Genomic DNA, 19,613 nt, shown 5'->3' on the forward strand with positions numbered 1-19,613 from the left:
CCGAGGGGCCCTCGGTGGCGGGCGGACCGGGCTGTGGGGGGTGAGTGCGGTCACGGGGCGGGGTGGCCACGCGCGCGTGGGGGTGCCCGTCAGCGCCCTCACGCACGGCATTGCGGCCGCAACTTTCTGTGAGACCCAACCCGCCCCCGTGTGAGCCCGCGCATAGGGCGCAGGTCACGTACGAAGGCCAATAGGAGACAAAGGGGGGCAACCCCAGCGGGACAGACGGCACGATCTGTCCTGATTTGCCCCTCCCTGATCCACTACCCGGCATCGTAGGTCACACCTTTGCCTGGCCGTTTTGCCGCCGCTAAGAATTGCTCTCGTCGCTCAGCGCCGCGGTTTCTCGCCGCGGCGTTCGTGCCGAAAGCACCCCTGTCCGCTCGGACGCCGGAGCGACCTCCGCGCTACTCGAAGAGGTCTATTCGCCATGCCCAAGAACACCCACAAGATCGCGATCGCCGGTGCGGCCACCCTCGGCGCCGCCGCCCTCGCCTTCTCCGTGGTGCCGGCCGACGCGCAGACCACCACCAGCGAGGCCGCCACCACCAACCGCGTGGCGTACAGCTCCGAGCAGGTCAAGGACGTCAAGGCGAGCGTGACCGACCGCCTCGCCTCGTCGAGCGTGAAGGTGGAGGCCATCGAGGCCCGCAAGAAGGCCGCCGAGGACGCCGCCAAGAAGGCCGCCGAGGTCGAGCAGAAGGCGGAGGCCGCCAAGAAGGCCGCCGCCGCGAAGAAGGCGGCCGCCGCCAAGAAGGCCGCCGCCAAGAAGGCCGCCGCGGCGAAGAAGGCCGCCGCGGCGAAGGCCGAGGCCGCCCGGAAGGCCAAGGAGGCCGCGAGCCGGTCCGCCAAGCGCGCCGCGATCAAGAAGGCCGCCGTCAAGTCGTACCCGAACAACCTCGACGGCTGGATCCGCGAGTCGCTCGCCATCATGAAGAAGCACGGCATCCCGGGCAGCTACAACGGCATCCACCGCAACATCATGCGGGAGTCCTCCGGCAACCCGATGGCCATCAACGACTGGGACATCAACGCCATCAACGGCGTGCCGTCCAAGGGCCTGCTGCAGGTCATCCCGCCGACCTTCAAGGCGTACCACGTCCCCGGCACGTCCTGGAACATCTACGACCCGGTCGCCAACATCACCGCCGCGTGCAACTACGCCGCCGACCGGTACGGCTCCATGGACAACGTCAACAGCGCGTACTGAGGCGGACACGGACCTCAGCACGTAACGCCGAAGGGCGGCACCCACCTGACAGGGGTGCCGCCCTTCGGCCTCGCCGGGGTCCGGCTAGTTGCGCATGACCTCGGGCTCGTGCCGGCGCAGGAAGCGGGCGACGAAGAAGCCACAGATCACGCCGAGGACGATCAGCGCGACCATGTCCAGCGTCCAGGCGCCGACGGTGTGCTCCCACAGCGGGTCGGCGCTCTCGCCCTGAGGGGGCGGGCTGATCCTGTTGAAGTCCAGCGTGGCGCCCGCGGCGGCCACTGCCCAGCGGGACGGCATCAGGTACGAGAACTGGTTGACGCCGATGGAGCCGTTCAGCGTGAACAGACAGCCCGTGAACACCACCTGGATGATCGCGAACATGACGAGCAGCGGCATGGTCTTCTCGGCGGTCTTCACCAGCGACGAAATGATCAGGCCGAACATCATCGAGGTGAAGCCGAGCGCCATGATCGGCAGGGAGAGCTCCAGCAGCGTGGCCCCGCCGATGACGAGCCCCTCCTCGGGGATCTCCCGGCTGGAGAAGCCGATCACGCTGACCATCAGCCCCTGCGCGACGGTGATCAGGCCGAGCACGAACACCTTCGACATCAGGTACGCCGAGCGGGACAGGCCGGTGGCGCGCTCCCGTTCGTAGATCACCCGTTCCTTGATGAGCTCGCGTACGGAGTTCGCGGCGCCGGCGAAGCAGGCGCCCACCGCGAGGATCAGCAGGACGGTGGTGGCCGTGCCGTTCGGGATGATCCGGCCCGTCTGCGGGTTCGCCGGGTTGGGCAGCAGCCCCTTGCCCGAGTCGATCAGCAGGCTGACCGCGCCGAGGACGCCCGGCAGGATCACCATCAGGGCGAGGAATCCCTTGTCGGAGGCGATCACCGAGACGTAGCGGCGCACCAGGGTGACGAACTGCGACATCCAGCCCTGCGGCTTGGGCGGCTTCATCGCCTGCATGGCCGGCATCTGTACGGCCTGCGGGGCGACCGCGTCGATGTCCGCGGCGTACATCTGGTAGTGCTGCGAGCCCTTCCAGCGGCCCGCCCAGTCGTAGTCGCGGTAGTTCTCGAAGGCGGAGAAGACGTCGGCCCAGGTGTCGTAGCCGAAGAAGTTGAGGGCCTCCTCCGGCGGGCCGAAGTAGGCGACCGCGCCGCCCGGCGCCATCACCAGCAGCTTGTCGCACAGGGCCAGCTCGGCCACCGAGTGCGTGACGACCAGGACCGTACGGCCGTCGTCGGCGAGGCCGCGCAGCAGCTGCATGACGTCGCGGTCCATGCCCGGGTCGAGGCCGGAGGTCGGCTCGTCCAGGAAGATCAGCGACGGCTTGGTCAGCAGCTCCAGGGCGACGGAGACGCGCTTGCGCTGGCCGCCGGAGAGCGAGGTGACCTTCTTGTCCTTGTGGATGTCGAGTTTGAGCTCGCGCAGGACCTCGTCGATGCGGGCGTCGCGCTCGGCGCCCGTGGTGTCCGCCGGGAAACGCAGCTTGGCCGCGTACTTCAGGGCCTTCTTGACGGTCAGTTCCTTGTGCAGGATGTCGTCCTGCGGGACCAGACCGATGCGCTGGCGCAGCTCGGCGAACTGCTTGTACAGGTTCCGGTTGTCGTACAGGACGTCGCCCTGGTCGGCGGGCCGGTAGCCGGTCAGTGCCTTGAGCAGGGTCGACTTGCCGGACCCGGACGGGCCGATGACCGCGATCAGCGACTTCTCCGGCACACCGAAGGAGACGTCCTTCAGGATCTGCTTGCCGCCGTCGACCGTGACGGTCAGGTGGCGGGCGGAGAAGGAGACCTCACCGGTGTCGACGAACTCTTCCAGCCGGTCGCCGACGATGCGGAACGTGGAGTGTCCGACGCCGACGATGTCGGTCGGGCCGAGCAGTTGGGTGCCGCCCTTGGCGATCGGCTGGCCGTTGACGTACGTGCCGTTGTGCGAGCCCAGGTCGCGGATCTCCATGCGGCCGTCGGGCGTCGAGTGGAACTCGGCGTGGTTGCGGGAGACCTGGAGGTCGGAGACGACCAGGTCGTTCTCCAGGGCGCGGCCGATGCGCATCACGCGGCCCAGCGCGAGCTGGTGGAAGGTGGTCGGGCTGCGGTCGCCGTAGACCGGCGGCGCCCCCGCGCCACCACCGGGCACCTTCTGCGCGTACGCCTCGGCAGGGCCGCCCGGTTGCGGCGGGACGTGCGCGGCGGGCTGCTGCGGCTGCTGCCAGCCGGCCTGCGGAACCTGCTGGGGCGCCGGCTGCTGGGCCCAGCCGGCCGGTGCGCCCTGCGCGGCGTACGGCTGTTGCAGGGGCTGGGCCTGCGGCGCCGCCGCGGTGGCCGCGGCCGAGAGGTTCAGGCGCGGTCCGTCGGTCGCGTTGCCGAGGTGCACCGCGGCGCCGGGGCCGAGATCCAGCTGGTGGACCCGTTGGCCCTGCGAGAACGTGCCGTTCGTGCTGCCGTGGTCCTCGATGACCCAACCACGGCCGTTGTGACTGACCGTGGCGTGGCGCCAGGAGACCCTGGCGTCGTCGAGGACGATGTCTCCCTGCGGATCACGTCCGAGGGTGTATGACCTGGACGGGTCAAGCGTCCAGGTGCGTCCGTTCAATTCCAGTACGAGTTCCGGCACTCCATGCCCCACTGAGTTGTCCCCCGAGTTACCCCCGTCGCAGGGAGTCTAGGGATGTCGAACATCGGGGGGAACTATTTCAGGAGCGGCCCTCTGACCGAAAGTCGGGCCTTGTGAAGAGCGCGCGTACACGTATCCGCCGTTTCCGTTGACGGGGTTGAAACCGCCCCGGAGAGTGGTAAACGCACGCGAGCGGGACATGCGCGGCGGATCGGGGGGTCTGCATGAGTGGCGGTACGGGCGTCGGTGCGAGTGGCGGTACGGGTGTCGAGGGCCCGGGGCGCGCGGAGTTCGGCGAGGGCGTGCCGTGGGGGGACGTGCTGCTGTCCGCCGTCGCCGCGGTGAGCTGGGCGTTGATCGGGATGGCGGCGACCGCCGCGCTGGGGCTGCATCTGCTGGAGGCGGACACGGCGGGATCCCTCGGGCCGATGACGGCGGCCGTGGTGGCCCTCGGTGCGGGTGGTTCGGTGTCGCCCTCCGGTGACGTGTCCGCGTTCGGCCTGACGGGCGCGGAGGCGACCACGGCCGTCGAGATCACGCCACTCGGCGTGAGCCTGGTCGGGGCGCTGCTGCTGTCGTGGTTCTTCCTGCGGTCCCTGCGCACGGCCCGGGTCGTGGTCGCACCGGCGGAGCTCCTGGCCCGCGCGGGCGCGGTGGTGGCGGTCTTCGTCGCGACGCTGGGCGGTCTGGCCTGGGCCGGGCACGATGTCATCACCCTGGACGGTGGCTCGCTCGGGGTGGACGACCTGCCGGGCACCGGCGGCGAGGGCGGCATCGAGATCCCCGGGCTCGGCGACATCGGTGACATCGGCGGGCTGCTGCCCGACCGGGTCGGCGACCTGATCGATGCCCGCGCCGGGGTCGGCTTCAGCGTCGACACGGTGCCCACGCTGCTCGGTGGGCTCGGCTGGTCGGCGGGCGTCCTGCTGATCGCGCTGCTGGCGTCCCGCCGTACGCCGTTGCCGCCCGGCTGGGAGGCGGTGCACCGCGTCGTACGCCCGGCCGTCTCCGCGCTGACCGCCGTGTTCCTGGTCGCGGTGGCGGCCGGGATCGCGGCGGCGGCCTACGCGGCGGCCGGCGACGACCACCCGAAGCGGATCGCGGGCGCCGCGCTGCTCGGGGCGCCCAACGGGGTGTGGCTCGGCCTCGGCCTCGGCCTGTTCGTGCCCTGGGACGGCCGGGCGACGGGCGTGCTGACGCGGGTGCTGCCCGACCCGCTCGACGAACTGCTCGGCACGGGCGGCCGGCAGAACGTGACGCTGGGCCGGTTGGCCGAACTCGACGACCGCGTCTGGTTGCTGGGCGCGGCGGCGGCCCTTGCGGCGCTGCTCGCCGGGGTGTTGACGGCGGTGCGGACACCGGTGCCCCCCGGGGGGACGCCGGGGCCGGGCCTGCCGGCTTTCGCGGGTCGGTGTGCACTGCGGCTGGGGATCGCGACCGCGTTGGCACTGCCGCTGTCGGCGTGGCTGACGGAGGTCTCGGTGGACGCCTCGCTGGCGGTGCTGGGGGTCGACGCGTTCGGCGCCGGGGTCGAGTTGCACGGCCGGCTGGGGGCGGCGTTGCTGCTGGGGGCTTTGTGGGGGGCGGGCGCGGGGGCCGTCGGGGCGGGGCTGGCGTGGGCGTGCGGGGCGGCGGGGACGCGGGTGGCGGCGGCGGCACGGGGTGACGTCGTCGTGGGTGGGGCCGGCGGGGTGGGGGGCGTCGGGGGTGAGGCCGGCGGGGTGAGGGACGTCGGGGGTGGGGCCGGGCGCGCGCGGGGTGCGGGGGCCGGGGGGCCGGGCAGTGGGGAGCCCGGGGTGGGGAGCGGTGGAGGGCCCGGGCCGTATACGCCGAGCGCGCCCTACCGGCCGCCGAACCCGGCGACCAACCCGTATCTGCGGGTGCCGGAGGAGGTACGGCAGCCGGAGGACGAGCGGCCGTCGGCCGAGCGGCGGGAGGTCGAGCGGCCTGGGGCGGAGCGACCGGGGGCGGACCGACCGGGGGACGATGTGTACGGTGCGCCGACCATGGCCCGGCCGATCGAGCCGCCGCCACGCAGACCCGGCACGCGGCCGTCCTCAGGCGGACGGCCCTCGTCGGGTGCACGGGCCTCGTCGCAGGAGTGGCCGCCGCCTCCCCCGCCGCCTCCCCCGCCCGCACCTCCCCGGAGGCCGAAGCGATAGCCGGCCGGCACCTTTCCACCCCCGTCGTCCAGGCCCCCGCCACCTGTTCTTCGTGCGCTGTTCCCTGTCCGCCAGTCGGACCTGGGCGGCGCGAGGCACTGGGTGCCGGATACGGTGGTGACACCATGAGCGCTTCGCAGACTGCGTCCTCCGACGTCCCCACTCTCCTCGTCAAGATCTTCGGCAAGGACAGGCCGGGCATCACGGCCGGCCTGTTCGACACCCTCGCGGTCTACTCCGTCGACGTGGTCGACATCGAGCAGGTCGTCACCCGGGGCCGGATGGTCCTGTGCGCGCTCGTCACCGAGCCGCCCCGGGGCCTGGAGGGCGAGCTGCGGTCGACCGTCCACAGCTGGGCGGAGTCGATGAAGATGCAGGCGGAGATCATCTCGGGTACCGGTGACAACCGGCCGCGCGGGCTCGGGCGCTCGCTGGTCACGGTGCTCGGGCATCCGCTGACCGCCGAGGCCACCGCCGCCATCGCCGCGAAGATCGCCAAGGCGGGCGGCAACATCGACCGGATCTTCCGGCTCGCCAAGTACCCGGTGACCGCGGTCGAGTTCGCGGTGTCCGGTGTCGAGACCGAGCCGCTGCGCACCGCCCTGGTCACGGACGCGGCCGCGCTCGGCGTGGATGTGGCGGTCGTCGCGGCGGGTCTGCACCGCCGGGCCCAGCGGCTCGTCGTCATGGACGTCGACTCGACCCTGATCCAGGACGAGGTGATCGAGCTCTTCGCGGCGCACGCGGGCTGCGAGGACAAGGTCGCGCAGGTGACGACGGCCGCGATGCGCGGCGAGCTGGACTTCGAGCAGTCGCTGCACGCGCGCGTGGCGCTGCTCGCGGGTCTGGACGCATCGGTGGTGGACAAGGTGCGCGCCGAGGTCCGGCTGACGCCCGGGGCCCGCACCCTGATCCGCACCCTGAAGCGGCTCGGCTACCAGGTGGGGGTGGTCTCCGGCGGTTTCACCCAGGTCACCGACGATCTCAAGGAGCGGCTGGGGCTGGACTTCGCCCAGGCCAACACCCTGGAGATCGTCGACGGGAAGCTGACCGGCCGGGTGACCGGGGAGATCGTCGACCGCGCGGGCAAGGCGCGGCTGCTGCGCCGTTTCGCCGCGGAGGCGGGGGTGCCGCTGTCGCAGACGGTGGCGATCGGCGACGGCGCCAACGATCTGGACATGCTGAACGCGGCGGGGCTCGGTGTCGCCTTCAACGCCAAGCCGGTGGTGCGCGAGGCCGCGCACACGGCGGTGAACGTGCCCTTCCTGGACACCGTGCTGTACCTGCTGGGTGTCACCCGGGAAGAGGTCGAGGCCGCGGACACCCACGACGCCTGACACGCCTCACAGCCGGACGCGCCTCACAGCCGGACGCGCCTGACACGGCGGGACGCGAACGGGCCCGGCGGCGTGATCGCCGCCGGGCCCCGGGTCGGGCGGGCGGTCAGTCGCTGGGCGCCCAGTAGTCACTCAGTACGGCGACGCCGGGCTCCAGGCTCTTCCAGTCGCCGTCGAAGGACAGCACGGCGAAGGCGGCGGCCGGGAAGCCACGGCGGCGCATGTGCTCGCCGGCACCGTTCTCCGCCGAGCCGGAGAGGATCTCGGCGAGGCCGTGCACCCCGGGGTTGTGGCCGACGAGCACGAGGTTCCGGGTCTCCTCGGCGGTCTCGTTGAGCAGCGCGATCAACTCGCCCGGTGAGGCTTCGTAGATCCGCTCCTCGTAGACGGTCCTCGGCCGGTGCGGGAACTCGTGCACGGCGAGCTTCCAGGTCTCGCGGGTCCGGTTCGCGGTGGAACACAGGGCCAGGTCGATCGGGAGGCCGGTGTCCGCGAGCCTGCGGCCGGCCTCGACGGCGTCCTTGCGGCCGCGCTCGGCGAGCGGACGCTCATGATCGGTGACCTGTGGCCAGTCCGCCTTCGCGTGCCGGAAAAGGACGATCCTGCGGGGTTCTGCGACGCTCATGACTCCCAGCTTCGCATGAAACACGCCACCGGGCGCAGGGAGTTGACATGCGATTTCCCGGCGGTCCGGGGGCTGTGCGGGCGCGCCCGCGGGCTGAGCGCTCACCGTGCGAACAGTTCGCGCACCCGTGCGAAGAGGTCGGCGATCAGCGGTTCGCCGGCGGTGGCCGCGTGGGCGTCGGCGGGATTGAGTATCAGCGCCAGGAGAGTGACGAAGCCGGCGGCCGGCAGGGCGAGCGCCCACCAGGGCAACCGGGTCCCGACGCCGCCCGCGGTCGCCGCCGGACGGGGCCGGGTGTGCGTAGGGGCCGACATGGGTGCCTCCGCTGGTCTCCGAGGGATTCGGTGGTCCGCGCCGCGCGGCCACATCTCGAAGGTACGGATCGCGGGGCCGCGGCCCCATCCGGTGATCCACCCACTTGACCCTGACCCTGGCCCCCTAGGGGACGGGGGGCTAACCCCACCTCCCGGCACCGGGCCGGGGACGGCGGGGGCGCCGGGTCAGGGTGAGGCGAGGGAGGCGATGACGGCGATGATCACGAAGATGGCGAGGAACGCGCCGAAGACGATGAGCATCTTCTTCTGGCTGTTCTGCGGGTTCGGGTCGAGCACTGGCATACGGCAAGTCTCCCATCCCGCTCCCCCGCCGGCCGCGTGGGGGCGGCCGGGTCAGCGGGTCGCGTCCTCGCCGGCCTCGTCCTCCACCGTGCGGTCCCGGCCCGCGAGAACGCCGGCGGCCATCTGCGGCACCATCAGGGCGGCCATGAGCGCGATGGGCACGCCCCAGCCGCCGGTGTGCTGGTAGAGCACGCCCACCAGCAGGGGGCCGGGTATGGAGATCAGGTAACCGGTGCTCTGCGCGAAGGCCGACAGCTGTGCCACGCCCGCGCCGGTGCGCGCGCGCATCCCCACCATGGTGAGGGCCAGCGGGAAGGCGCAGTTGGAGACGCCGAGGAGCACCGCCCACACCCAGGCGCCGCCGGCCGGCGCCAGGTACAGGCCGGCGTATCCGGCGAGTCCGCAGGTGCCGAGCGCGAGCACGATGGGGCCCTGCCGGGGCAGCCGGGCGGCGAGTCGCGGTATGACGAAGGCCAGCGGCACGCCCATCACCATGGTGACGGCGAGCAGCAGTCCGGCGGTGCCGGCGGCGACGCCCGCGTCGCGGTAGATCTGTGCCATCCAGCCCATGGTGATGTAGGCGGCGGTGGCCTGGAGGCCGAAGAAGAGGGCGAGGGCCCAGGCGGTCCGGCTCCTGGTGACGCGCAGGCGGCGGGCGGGCTCCGCCGCGCCGGGGCGGGCCGTCCGGCGGCCGTCCGGCCCGGCGCTCCGGTTGTCGGTGCCGTGCTCCCCGGCGGCCCGGTCGTCGACCCCGTGGTCCCCGGTGCCCCGGTCATCGGTGCGGGTGCCCCGAGGCCCGGCGCCCCGGACCCGCAGCTGGGTGAGCCACGGCGGTACGGCCGCCGCGGCGAGGACCGCCCACACCGCGAGCCCGGGCTGCCAGCAGCCGCCCAGCGCGTCGACGAGAGGCACCGTCACGGCGGCGGCGAGGGAGGTGCCCAGCGCGAGGGCCATGGAGTACAGGCCGGTCATGGGGCCGACCCGGTCGGGGAAGTGCCGCTTGACGATGACCGGCATCAGTACGTTGCCGACCGCGATGCCCATGAGGGCGAGCGCGCTGGCCGCGAGGAAGCCCGCCGTGCCACCCACGTAGGGCCGGAGCAGCAGGCCGGCGGTGATGGCGGCCATCCCGGCGCACACCACCGCGCCCGGGCCGAAGCGGCGGGCGAGGCGGGGCGCGGTGACGCCGAAGACCGCGAAGCACAGCGGGGGCACGGAGGTCAGCAGCCCGGCGACGCTGCCGCTCATGCCGAGCCCGTCGCGGACCTCTTCCAGGAGGGCACCGAGGCTGGTGATGGCGGGCCGGAGGTTGAGGGCGGCCAGGACGATGCCGAGGACCAGCAGCCGGGTCTGCCACGCGCGCGTGGTAGACCCGGTGCCCCCGCCGGTGGACGGGGTACCCGTACCGGACTCCTCGTGCGTCTGCGCGGATGTCTCCTCGATCGCCATGCAGCCCATCATAGAATCATGGGATGATTGGTCCTCCATGGCCGGGTGGTGCTCGTCCGGTCCGCGCGTGCGAAGGTGTGGCATGGCTCTGACTCATCCCCGCCGTTCGGCGCTGTCCGAGCAGGTCATCGCCGAGGTGCGCAAACAGATCACCTCGGGTGTGTGGCCGGTCGGCTCGCGCATCCCGACCGAGCCCGAGCTGGTCGAGCAGCTGGGCGTCGCCCGCAACACCGTCCGCGAGGCCGTCCGCGCGCTCGCGCACAACGGTCTGCTGGACATCCGGCAGGGCTCCGGCACGTACGTAGTGGCGACGAGCGAGCTGGCGGGCGTGATGCACCGCCGGTTCGCCGACGCCGACCCCCGGCACATCGCCGAGCTGCGCGCCGCGCTGGAGTCGAGCGCTGCGCGGCTGGCCGCCGGGCGGCGCACCGAGAAGGACCTCAGGCAGCTCGACGCGCTGCTGCGGCGGCGTGAGGAGGCGTGGGGCTCGGGCGACGCGGAGGCTTTCGTGGCCGCGGACGCCACCTTCCACCTGGCGGTGGTGTCGGCCTCGCACAACGAAGCGATGATCGCGGTGTACGCGGATCTGGGCGAGGTGCTGCGGGACTGGCTGCGCGAGGACGTGGGCCGGGAGCTGACACCGGAGACCCACATGGACCACACGCGGCTGGTCGACGCGATCCGCGCGGGCGACGCGGACGCCGCCGCCGCGGAGGCGGCGAGCTACCCGTTCCTGTGCCGGCCGGAGCGGTTCACACCTTCTGGTGGCTGATCCAGACCGAGCCGACCTCCTTCCAGCAGCGCCCGGTCAGCCGTACGGTCACGGCGGGCCCCGCGTCGACGGGGCTGCCGTCGGTGTCGAGGTCCCACCAGCGCTCGCACTCGATGTGCAGGCGGACCCGGTCGGTGTCGGCGTAGGGGTTGTGGCAGTAGGCGGTCACCTGGGAGCCGCGCACACTGGTGCGGCACTCGGAGCCGAACGGCTCGGCCGCCTGCACGCGCGCGTGGGGCGCCGCGTCGTACGGCAGCAGCAGGACGACGGCTACGGCGAGGGTCACTGGGGCCAGGCTGCGGGACAGGCGCACAACGGGACCTCCTCGGCCGTACGGCTGCGGGGTGGTGCGGTCCCTCCAGCGTGCGCGTCGGCCCTGGTCACCGCCCGGTCGGGTGCGCCGAACGGGTGACGCCCCGCGCCCCCGCGCGCTGCGGGGTACGGGGCGTCACGGCCGTAGGAGGGAGATCAGGCGCCGATGGCGTGCAGTCCGCCGTCGACGTGGACGATCTCGCCGGTGGTCTTCGGGAACCAGTCGCTCAGCAGGGCGACGACGCCGCGGCCGGCCGGCTCGGGGTCCTTCAGGTCCCACTCCAGCGGGGAGCGGGTGTCCCAGACGGCGGCCAGGTCGCTGAAGCCCGGGATGGACTTGGCGGCCATGGAGCCGAGCGGGCCCGCCGAGATGAGGTTGCAGCGGATGTTCTGCTTGCCCAGGTCGCGCGCGATGTAGCGGCTGGTGGCCTCCAGGGCGGCCTTGGCCGGGCCCATCCAGTCGTACTGCGGCCAGGCGAACTGCGCGTCGAAGGTGAGGCCGACGACCGAGCCGCCGTTCTGCATCAGCGGCAGGCAGGCCATGGTGAGCGCCTTCAGGGAGTACGCCGAGACGTGCATGGCCGTGGCGACCGACTCGAACGGCGTGTTGAGGAAGTTGCCGCCGAGGGCGTCCTGCGGCGCGAAGCCGATGGAGTGGACGACCCCGTCCAGGCCGCCGAGTTCCTCACCGACGACGTCGGCCAGGCGGTTGAGGTGCGCGTCGTTGGTGACGTCCAGCTCGATCACCTTGGCGGGCTTGGGCAGCTTCTTGGCGATGCGCTCGGTCAGCGTGGGCCGCGGGAATGCGGTGAGGATGACCTCGGCACCCTGCTCCTGGGCCAGCTTCGCGGCGTGGAAGGCGATGGACGCCTCCGTCAGCACCCCGGTGATCAGGACGCGCTTGCCCTCGAGAATTCCGCTCATGGTGATCAGTGACCCATTCCCAGTCCGCCGTCAACGGGGATGACGGCTCCAGTGATGTACGAGGCGTCGTCCGAGGCGAGGAACCGCACCGTCGCGGCGATCTCCTCCGGCTGCGCGTACCGGCCGAGCGGCACCTGCGACACGATGTTGCCGCGCTGCTCGTCGGTGAGCGCCTTGGTCATGTCGGTGTCGACGAAGCCGGGCGCGACGACGTTGAAGGTGATGTTGCGCGAGCCCAGCTCACGGGCGAGGGAGCGCGCGAAGCCGACCAGGGCGGCCTTGGAGGCGGCGTAGTTGGCCTGTCCCGCGGAGCCGAGCAGTCCGACGACCGACGAGATGAGCACGACGCGGCCCTTCTTGGCGCGCAGCATGCCGCGGTTGGCCCGCTTGACGACGCGGAAGGTGCCGGTGAGGTTGGTGTCGACGACCGAGGTGAAGTCCTCCTCGGACATGCGCATCAGGAGCTGGTCCTTGGTGACGCCGGCGTTGGCGATCAGAACCTCGACGGGGCCGTGCTGAACCTCGATCTCCTTGTAGGCCTGCTCCACCTGCTCGGGGTCGGTGATGTCGCACTTGACGGCAAGGAAGCCGGCCGGCGGCTCACCCGAGCGGTACGTGATCGCGACCTTGTCGCCGGCGTCGGCGAACGCGCGGGCGATGGCGAGGCCGATGCCCCGGTTGCCTCCAGTGACGAGAACCGAGCGGCTCAACGGATCACCCTTTCGATAGCGGTCTGGCACATCCGCCCGAACACCTCGATGACAGGCGGCTTCACCTGAAACCTATCGGTCCGGTCCACGCCGGGGACATTGGGGCTTCGACAGTGGCTCATGGGTGTCGCTGTGGGGTCCCTACAGAAAGTTTGCGCGAGCGGGGCGGAAAGGTGTGGCCCGGGGAGCGGGCGGCACGACATGATCTGAGGTCGGCGGCCCGAGGTCCGAGGCCCGCGAGAACGGCGACAACCGTCAGGTCGACAGAAAGAGACGCAGGTGCCTCATAGCATCGACGAAGCCTTCACGGCACTTCCGCTGCGCGCACTCGCCGACGCCGCGCTGGCACGCGCGCGTGCGCTCGGGGCGGAGCACGCGGACTTCCGGTTCGAGCGGGTGCGCAGTGCCTCCTGGCGGCTGCGGGACGCCCGGCCGGCCGGATCGTCCGACACGACCGACCTGGGGTACGCCGTGCGGGTGGTGCACGGCGGCACCTGGGGGTTCGCCTCGGGCGTGGACCTGACGATGGACGCCGCCGCGAAGGTGGCCTCGCAGGCCGTGGCGATGGCGAAGCTGTCCGCGCAGGTCATCCGGGCCGCCGGGTCCGACGAGCGCGTGGAGCTGGCCGACGAGCCGGTGCACGCCGAGAAGACGTGGGTCTCGTCGTACGAGATCGATCCGTTCGGCGTGCCGGACGAGGAGAAGACCGGGCTGCTGGCGGAGTGGAGCCGGCGGCTGCTGGACGCCGACGGGGTGAACCACGTCGACGCGTCCCTGCTCACCGTCCACGAGAACAAGTTCTACGCCGATACAGCGGGGACGGTCACCACGCAGCAGCGGGTCCGCCTGCACCCGCAGCTCACCGCCGTGTCGGTGGACGAGTCCAGCGGCGAGTTCGACTCCATGCGGACCATCGCCCCGCCCGTCGGGCGCGGCTGGGAGTACCTGACCGGCACCGGCTGGGACTGGGACAGAGAACTCGCCGAGATCCCGGAGCTGCTCGCCGGGAAGATGCGCGCGCCGAGCGTGGAGCCGGGGCTGTACGACCTGGTGGTCGACCCGTCCAACCTGTGGCTGACGATCCACGAGTCTATCGGGCACGCCACCGAGCTGGACCGGGCGCTCGGCTACGAGGCGGCGTACGCCGGGACCTCGTTCGCCACCTTCGACCAGCTCGGCAAGCTGAAGTACGGCTCCGAGCTGATGAACGTCACCGGGGACCGCACCGCCGAGCACGGCCTGGCGACCGTCGGCTACGACGACGAAGGCGTCGAGGCGCAGTCCTGGGACCTGGTGAAGGACGGGACGCTGGTGGGCTACCAGCTGGACCGGCGGATCGCCCGGCTGACCGGCCTCGGCCGGTCCAACGGCTGCGCGTACGCGGACTCGCCCGGCCATGTGCCGGTGCAGCGCATGGCGAACGTGTCGCTGCGGCCGGACCCGGCGGGGATGTCGACCGAGGACCTGATCGGCGGCGTGGACCGCGGGATCTACGTGGTCGGCGACCGGTCGTGGTCGATCGACATGCAGCGCTACAACTTCCAGTTCACCGGGCAGCGCTTCTTCCGGATCGAGAACGGACGGATCACCGGACAGCTGCGGGACGTGGCCTACCAGGCGACGACCACCGACTTCTGGGGTTCGATGGCGGCCGTGGGCGGTCCGCAGACGTACGTCCTCGGGGGTGCCTTCAACTGCGGCAAGGCGCAGCCGGGCCAGGTGGCGGCCGTGTCGCACGGCTGCCCGTCCGCCCTCTTCAAGGGCGTCAACATTCTGAACACCACGCAGGAGGCCGGTCGATGAGCGCCCTTACCAGCAAGCCGCACGAGATCGTCGAGCGCGCCCTGGAACTGTCCCGGGCCGACGGCTGCGTCGTCATCGCCGACGAGGAGTCGACCGCCAACCTGCGCTGGGCGGGCAACGCGCTGACCACCAACGGCGTCACCCGCGGGCGTACCCTCACCGTCGTCGCGACGGTCGACGGCAAGGAGGGCACCGCCTCCGGTGTGGTCTCGCGGTCCGCGGTGACCGCCGACGAGCTGGAGCCGCTGGTGCGGGCAGCCGAGGCCGCCGCGCGCGGCGCGGGGCCGGCCGAGGACGCGCAGCCCCTGGTGACCGGGGTGGCGCAGTCCCCCGAGTTCACCGAGCCGCCCGCCGAGACCTCCTCCGCCGTGTTCGCCGACTTCGCGCCCGCCCTGGGCGAGGCGTTCGCACGCGCGCGTGCGGGCGGCCGGGAGCTGTACGGGTTCGCCAACCACGAGCTGGTGACGACGTACCTGGGCACGTCCACGGGGCTGCGGCTGCGGCACGACCAGCCGAACGGGACGCTGGAGGTGAACGCCAAGTCGCCGGACCGTACGCGCTCGGCGTGGGCGGGCCGGTCGACGCGCGACTTCAAGGACGTCGACCCTGCGGCGCTGGACGCCGAGCTGGCCGTACGGCTGGGCTGGGCCGAGCGGCGGGTCGAGCTGCCCGCCGGCCGGTACGAGACGCTGCTGCCGCCGACGGCCGTGGCGGACCTGCTGATCTACCAGATGTGGTCGGCGTCGGGCCGGGACGCGGCCGAGGGCCGGACGGTGTTCTCCAAGCCGGGCGGCGGCACGCGGCTGGGCGAGAAGCTGACCGGACTGCCGCTGAGCCTGCGCAGCGACCCGAACGAGCCGGGGCTGGAGTCGGCGCCGTTCGTGATCGCGCACTCCTCCGGGGGCGACCAGTCGGTGTTCGACAACGGGCTGCCCGTGGGAGCGGTCGAGTGGCTCTCCGACGGCGCGTTGAAGAACTTGGTCACCAGCCGGTTCAGCGCCGGGCTGACCGGGCTGCCGGTCGCGCCGTCGCTCGGCAACCTGGTGCTGGACGGCGGCACGGACCGGTCGCTGCAGGAGATGGTGGCCGCCACCGAGCGCGGGCTGCTGCTGACGTGCCTCTGGTACATCCGCGAGGTCGACCCGGCCACGCTGCTGCTGACCGGACTGACCCGGGACGGCGTCTACCTGGTGGAGAACGGCGAGGTCACCGGCGCGGTGAACAACTTCCGGTTCAACGAGTCGCCGGTGGGTCTGCTGGGTCGGGCCGCCGAGGCGGGGCGGACCGAGAAGACGCTGCCACGGGAGTGGAGCGACTGGTTCACCCGGGCCGCGATGCCCGCGCTGCGGGTGCCCGACTTCAATATGAGCTCTGTCAGTCAGGGCGTATAACCTCGTACCTGATTACGAACCCACCCGAGGAGACACGAGAACCGTGACGGACATCGTCGACGAGCTGAAGTGGCGCGGGCTGATCGCCGTGTCCACTGACGAGGACGCACTGCGCAAGGCGTTCGCGGACGGTCCCGTCACGTTCTATTGCGGTTTCGACCCCACCGCGCCCAGCCTGCACCTCGGCAACCTCGTGCAGATCCTCACCATGCGCCGGATCCAGCAGGCCGGCAACCGCCCGCTGGGTCTGGTCGGGGGTGCCACGGGCCTGATCGGCGACCCCAAGCCGACCGCGGAGCGCACGCTGAACGATCCGGAGGTGGTGGCCGGCTGGGTGGCGCGGCTGCGCGGTCAGATCGAGAGGTTCCTGGACTTCGAGGGACCGAACGCCGCGACCATGGTCAACAACCTCGACTGGACCCAGGGGATGTCGGCCATCGACTTCCTGCGGGACATCGGCAAGCACTTCCGGGTCAACAAGATGATCGCCAAGGAGGCCGTCGCCCGGCGGCTCAACTCCGACGCGGGCATCAGCTACACCGAGTTCAGCTACCAGATCCTTCAGGGCATGGACTTCCTGGAGCTGTACCGGCGGTACGGCTGCACCCTGCAGACCGGTGGCAGCGACCAGTGGGGCAATCTGACGGCGGGCGCCGATCTGATCCACAAGGTCGAACCGCACGTCGCGGTCCACGCGCTGGCCACGCCGCTGATCACCAAGGCGGACGGCACCAAGTTCGGCAAGACGGAGTCGGGGACGGTCTGGCTCGACTCCGAACTGACCTCGCCGTACGCCTTCTACCAGTTCTGGCTCAACGCCGACGACCGGGACGTCCCGACCTACCTGCGCATCTTCAGCTTCCGGTCCCGCGAGGAGATCGAGGAGCTGGAGCGGCAGACCGCGGAGCGGCCGCAGGCCCGGGCCGCGCAGCGGGCGCTGGCCGAGGAGCTGACGACGCTGGTGCACGGCGCCGAGCAGACGGCCGCGGTGGTCGCGGCGTCCAAGGCGCTCTTCGGGCAGGGCGAGCTGACCGGGCTGGACGAGGGGACTCTGGCGGCGGCGCTGTCCGAGGTGCCGCACGTCCGGGTCACCGAGCTGGCTCCGGTCGTCGACCTGCTGGCCGAGGTCGGGCTCGTCGCCAGCAAGTCCGCCGCGCGGCGGACCGTGAAGGAGGGCGGGGCCTACGTGAACAACGTGAAGGTCGCCGCCGAGGACGCGGTTCCCTCTCCCGACGAGCTGATCCACGGGCGGTGGCTGGTGCTGCGCCGCGGGAAGAAGAACCTTGCCGCCGTCGAGGTGGCGGGCGCGTAGGCGCGGCAGCGGGGCGGGGGCCGGCCGAGCCCCCGCCCCACCCGTCGGCCCGGCCGGGCTCAGGTCCGCGGTTTCCTCTTGCCCAGCGTCGCCGTGTACAGCATCTCGCCCACGCCGACGATGATCACGGCGGCGATCAGCTGGAAGGCGTGGCGGCTCCAGTCGATGCCGGACGTCTCCTCCACGCCCGCCGCGCGGGCGATCGCGTTGCCCGCGAGCGCGCCCAGGATGCCGAAGATCGTCGTGAGCCACAGCGGGCTGTACTGCTTGCCCGGGAGGATCGCCTTGGCGACGAGGCCGAGCACGAAGCCCACGATGATCGCCCACAGCCAGCCCATGGCCGCCTCCTCGCACCGGTTCGCGTGAACAGTTCCCCCAGTGTCACGGCGGGTGCGCTACGTCGCATGCTGGGTGCGGCCGTACGCGGTATCGCGCACCGGGATCGCCCGGACGTCGCCCGACCCGGTCTCGAAGACGGCGGAGCCGGGGCGTAACGTGGGAAGTCCGGGGAAATGCGGCTTGTGGGCGGACGGTGGAACGGGATGCGGAAGCAGGGTGCGGAAGGCAGCGCGCAGGTGTTCCGGATCACCGGAGCACGGCAGGGGCTGCAGGAGGACGTGCGCGGACGGCAGCGCCGGTACATCATCTCGATGTCGGTCCGCACGGTGTCGGTGATCCTCGCGGCCGTGCTGTGGAACGTGGAGCGGCATGTCGCCGTGGTGGCGCTGGTGCTCGGTGCGGTGCTGCCGTACATCGCCGTGGTGATCGCCAACGCCGGCCGGGAGAACGCGCCGTCGCTGCCGTCGACGTTCGTGATGGCACCGACCCGGCCGATGATCTCGGCGTCGCAGGCGGAGGAACGGTACGCGGAATCGGCCCCGGAGGACGAGGAGCGCGAGAGCGCCGAGCGCCGGCCGTGAGGGCACCGCGCGCCAAGCTCAAGAAAAGCTCAAGATCTGTGCTGCCGTTCAGGTCCCTGGGAGGGGTGGGCCGTGACATACTGCGTACGCGCTCCGCATCCCCCGTCGGAGCGACGGACCGACGCCGGGCAGCTCCCCCCGTGGCTGCTCGGCGTCGCCTTTTTGTGTACGGAAGTCAGGGGATGCAGTAGTGAGTGACGAGACGCCGATCTGTTCCGCCAAGGGCTGCCGCACCGCCGCGGTGTGGGTGCTGGCCTGGAACAACCCGAAGCTCCATACGCCGGAGCGGCGCAAGACCTGGCTCGCGTGCGAGGAGCACCGTGAGCATCTGTCGCAGTTCCTCGGGGTGCGCGGCTTCCTGAAGGACGTCGTGGCGCTGAGGGAGTGGGTGGAGCGGGAGGAGCGGAAGGCGGGCTGAGGCGCCCGGCTCAGCCGCCGATCGCGGACATCGGGCGTTCCGGCTGGACGAAGGAGGGGTCATCGAGGCCGGCGCCGGCCTTCTTGCCCCACATGGCGAGGCGCCAGATGCGGGCGATCTCCTCGTCGGGAGCGCCGGAGCGCAGGGCGGCGCGCAGGTCGGTCTCCTCGCGGGCGAAGAGGCAGGTGCGGACCTGGCCGTCGGCGGTGAGGCGGGTCCGGTCGCAGGCCGAGCAGAAGGGGCGGGTCACCGAGGCGATGACGCCGACGACATGCGGCCCGCCGTCGACCAGCCAGCGCTCGGCGGGCGCGGAGCCGCGCTTCTCCTGGCTCTCGGGGGTGAGGGTGAAGCGGGTGCGCAGCGAGGCGAGGATGTCGTCGGCGGTGACCATGCCGTCGCGCTTCCAGCCGTGCTGGGCGTCGAGGGGCATCTGCTCGATGAAGCGCAGTTCGTAGTCGTTGTCCACGGCCCAGGCGAGGAGGTCGGGCGCCTCGTCCCCGTTGAGGCCCGGCATCAGGACGGAGTTGACCTTGACGGGGGTCAGGCCGGCCTCGCGGGCGGCGTGCAGACCCTCCAGGACGTCCTTGTGGCGGTCGCGGCGGGTGAGGGTCTTGAAGACTTCGGGTCGCAGGGTGTCCAGGGAGACGTTCACCCGGTCCAGGCCGGCCGCTCGGAGGGCCGGGGCCGTGCGCTTCAGGCCGATGCCGTTGGTCGTCAGGGACATCTTGGGGCGCGGGGCCAGGGCGGCGACGCGCTCGACGATGCCGACCAGGCCGGGGCGCAGCAGCGGCTCGCCGCCGGTGAAGCGGACCTCGTCGATGCCCAGGGTCCGCACCGCTATGTCGATCAGCCGGACGATCTCGTCGTCCGTGAGCAGGTCGGGCTTGGCCAGCCACTGCAGGCCCTCTTCGGGCATGCAGTAGGTGCAGCGCAGATTGCAGCGGTCGGTCAGCGAGACCCGCAGGTCGGTGGCCACTCGGCCGAAGGTGTCGATGAGCACGTGGCCCCCTCCCTCGTCGTGGATCGGTC

General features: G+C 71.8%; 19 protein-coding genes. 9 read left to right on the forward strand and 10 right to left on the reverse strand.

What is annotated here, in order from left to right; all coding sequences use genetic code 11:
• Positions 1 to 430 precede the first annotated feature (430 nt).
• A complete protein-coding gene (locus AC3ET3_RS33345; RefSeq protein WP_435613490.1) occupies positions 431 to 1,210 on the forward strand; it encodes a transglycosylase SLT domain-containing protein in 780 nt (259 codons plus the stop codon).
• A gap of 84 nt (positions 1,211 to 1,294) precedes the next feature.
• On the opposite strand, the gene AC3ET3_RS33350 is transcribed toward AC3ET3_RS33345, so the two are convergent.
• Positions 1,295 to 3,832, reverse strand: coding sequence for an ABC transporter ATP-binding protein/permease (locus AC3ET3_RS33350; protein ID WP_435613491.1), 2,538 nt, complete (start codon positions 3,830 to 3,832; stop codon positions 1,295 to 1,297).
• Positions 3,833 to 4,056: 224 nt separating this feature from the next.
• Between AC3ET3_RS33350 and AC3ET3_RS33355 the strand changes: the two genes are divergently transcribed.
• The gene (locus tag AC3ET3_RS33355; protein ID WP_435613492.1) at positions 4,057 to 5,994 is read left to right on the forward strand and encodes a streptophobe family protein; all 1,938 of its coding nucleotides are present in this window, start codon (positions 4,057 to 4,059) and stop codon (positions 5,992 to 5,994) included.
• Between the two features lie 125 nt (positions 5,995 to 6,119).
• Positions 6,120 to 7,331: a phosphoserine phosphatase SerB gene (gene serB, locus AC3ET3_RS33360; protein ID WP_432139980.1), complete on the forward strand. Its 1,212-nt coding sequence runs from the start codon at positions 6,120 to 6,122 to the stop codon at positions 7,329 to 7,331.
• 106 nt (positions 7,332 to 7,437) lie between these two features.
• Here the strand turns inward: serB and AC3ET3_RS33365 are convergent, their stop codons facing one another.
• The 4 genes from AC3ET3_RS33365 to AC3ET3_RS33380 all read right to left on the reverse strand — a co-directional run bounded on the left by AC3ET3_RS33365 (position 7,438) and on the right by AC3ET3_RS33380 (position 10,034).
• Positions 7,438 to 7,956 (reverse strand): SixA phosphatase family protein, encoded by a 519-nt coding sequence (locus tag AC3ET3_RS33365; protein ID WP_432139981.1) that lies wholly within the window; start codon positions 7,954 to 7,956, stop codon positions 7,438 to 7,440.
• Between the two features lie 101 nt (positions 7,957 to 8,057).
• A complete protein-coding gene (locus tag AC3ET3_RS33370; RefSeq protein WP_432158994.1) occupies positions 8,058 to 8,270 on the reverse strand; it encodes a hypothetical protein in 213 nt (70 codons plus the stop codon).
• Positions 8,271 to 8,456: 186 nt separating this feature from the next.
• Positions 8,457 to 8,573, reverse strand: coding sequence for an SGM_5486 family transporter-associated protein (locus AC3ET3_RS33375; RefSeq protein ID WP_432139983.1), 117 nt, complete (start codon positions 8,571 to 8,573; stop codon positions 8,457 to 8,459).
• Positions 8,574 to 8,624: 51 nt separating this feature from the next.
• Positions 8,625 to 10,034, reverse strand: coding sequence for a CynX/NimT family MFS transporter (locus tag AC3ET3_RS33380; protein ID WP_435613493.1), 1,410 nt, complete (start codon positions 10,032 to 10,034; stop codon positions 8,625 to 8,627).
• Between the two features lie 70 nt (positions 10,035 to 10,104).
• On the opposite strand from AC3ET3_RS33380, the gene AC3ET3_RS33385 reads away from it, so the two are divergent.
• Positions 10,105 to 10,794 carry a FadR/GntR family transcriptional regulator gene (locus AC3ET3_RS33385; RefSeq protein WP_432138208.1) on the forward strand — a complete coding sequence of 230 codons (690 nt, stop codon included), beginning with the start codon at positions 10,105 to 10,107 and terminating at the stop codon, positions 10,792 to 10,794.
• On the opposite strand, the gene AC3ET3_RS33390 is transcribed toward AC3ET3_RS33385, so the two are convergent.
• The 3 genes from AC3ET3_RS33390 to fabG form a co-directional block, all read right to left on the reverse strand.
• Positions 10,775 to 11,107, reverse strand: coding sequence for a hypothetical protein (locus AC3ET3_RS33390; protein ID WP_432138209.1), 333 nt, complete (start codon positions 11,105 to 11,107; stop codon positions 10,775 to 10,777). The two genes, AC3ET3_RS33385 and AC3ET3_RS33390, sit on opposite strands and share 20 nt — an antisense overlap.
• 155 nt (positions 11,108 to 11,262) lie before the next feature.
• Positions 11,263 to 12,030, reverse strand: a complete 768-nt coding sequence (fabI, locus tag AC3ET3_RS33395; protein ID WP_435613494.1) for an enoyl-ACP reductase FabI — start codon at positions 12,028 to 12,030, stop codon at positions 11,263 to 11,265.
• Between the two features lie 5 nt (positions 12,031 to 12,035).
• Entirely contained in the window at positions 12,036 to 12,740 is a 705-nt protein-coding gene (fabG, locus tag AC3ET3_RS33400; protein WP_432138211.1) for a 3-oxoacyl-[acyl-carrier-protein] reductase, read from the reverse strand.
• 279 nt (positions 12,741 to 13,019) lie between these two features.
• Between fabG and AC3ET3_RS33405 the strand changes: the two genes are divergently transcribed.
• From AC3ET3_RS33405 to tyrS, 3 genes are read left to right on the forward strand one after another with little or no spacing between them, the layout of a single operon-like run.
• On the forward strand, positions 13,020 to 14,543 hold the full coding sequence (locus tag AC3ET3_RS33405) for a TldD/PmbA family protein (RefSeq protein ID WP_432138212.1): 1,524 nt from the start codon (positions 13,020 to 13,022) through the stop codon (positions 14,541 to 14,543).
• Positions 14,540 to 15,934: a metallopeptidase TldD-related protein gene (locus AC3ET3_RS33410; protein ID WP_435613495.1), complete on the forward strand. Its 1,395-nt coding sequence runs from the start codon at positions 14,540 to 14,542 to the stop codon at positions 15,932 to 15,934. Before AC3ET3_RS33405 ends, AC3ET3_RS33410 begins: the two co-directional genes overlap by 4 nt.
• 43 nt (positions 15,935 to 15,977) lie before the next feature.
• A complete protein-coding gene (gene tyrS, locus AC3ET3_RS33415) occupies positions 15,978 to 17,246 on the forward strand; it encodes a tyrosine--tRNA ligase (protein WP_432138214.1) in 1,269 nt (422 codons plus the stop codon).
• 59 nt (positions 17,247 to 17,305) lie between these two features.
• Here tyrS and AC3ET3_RS33420 read toward each other — a convergent pair whose 3' ends face one another.
• Positions 17,306 to 17,584: a GlsB/YeaQ/YmgE family stress response membrane protein gene (locus tag AC3ET3_RS33420; RefSeq protein ID WP_435613496.1), complete on the reverse strand. Its 279-nt coding sequence runs from the start codon at positions 17,582 to 17,584 to the stop codon at positions 17,306 to 17,308.
• A 204-nt stretch (positions 17,585 to 17,788) separates the two neighbouring features.
• Between AC3ET3_RS33420 and AC3ET3_RS33425 the strand changes: the two genes are divergently transcribed.
• On the forward strand, positions 17,789 to 18,166 hold the full coding sequence (locus AC3ET3_RS33425; protein WP_432138216.1) for a DUF3099 domain-containing protein: 378 nt from the start codon (positions 17,789 to 17,791) through the stop codon (positions 18,164 to 18,166).
• A 190-nt stretch (positions 18,167 to 18,356) separates the two neighbouring features.
• Positions 18,357 to 18,584: a hypothetical protein gene (locus AC3ET3_RS33430; protein WP_432138217.1), complete on the forward strand. Its 228-nt coding sequence runs from the start codon at positions 18,357 to 18,359 to the stop codon at positions 18,582 to 18,584.
• A gap of 10 nt (positions 18,585 to 18,594) precedes the next feature.
• Here the strand turns inward: AC3ET3_RS33430 and moaA are convergent, their stop codons facing one another.
• A complete protein-coding gene (moaA, locus tag AC3ET3_RS33435; RefSeq protein WP_435613497.1) occupies positions 18,595 to 19,584 on the reverse strand; it encodes a GTP 3',8-cyclase MoaA in 990 nt (329 codons plus the stop codon).
• Between the last annotated feature and the right edge of the window lie 29 nt (positions 19,585 to 19,613).

Source organism: Streptomyces sp. bgisy159, from assembly GCF_057707805.1.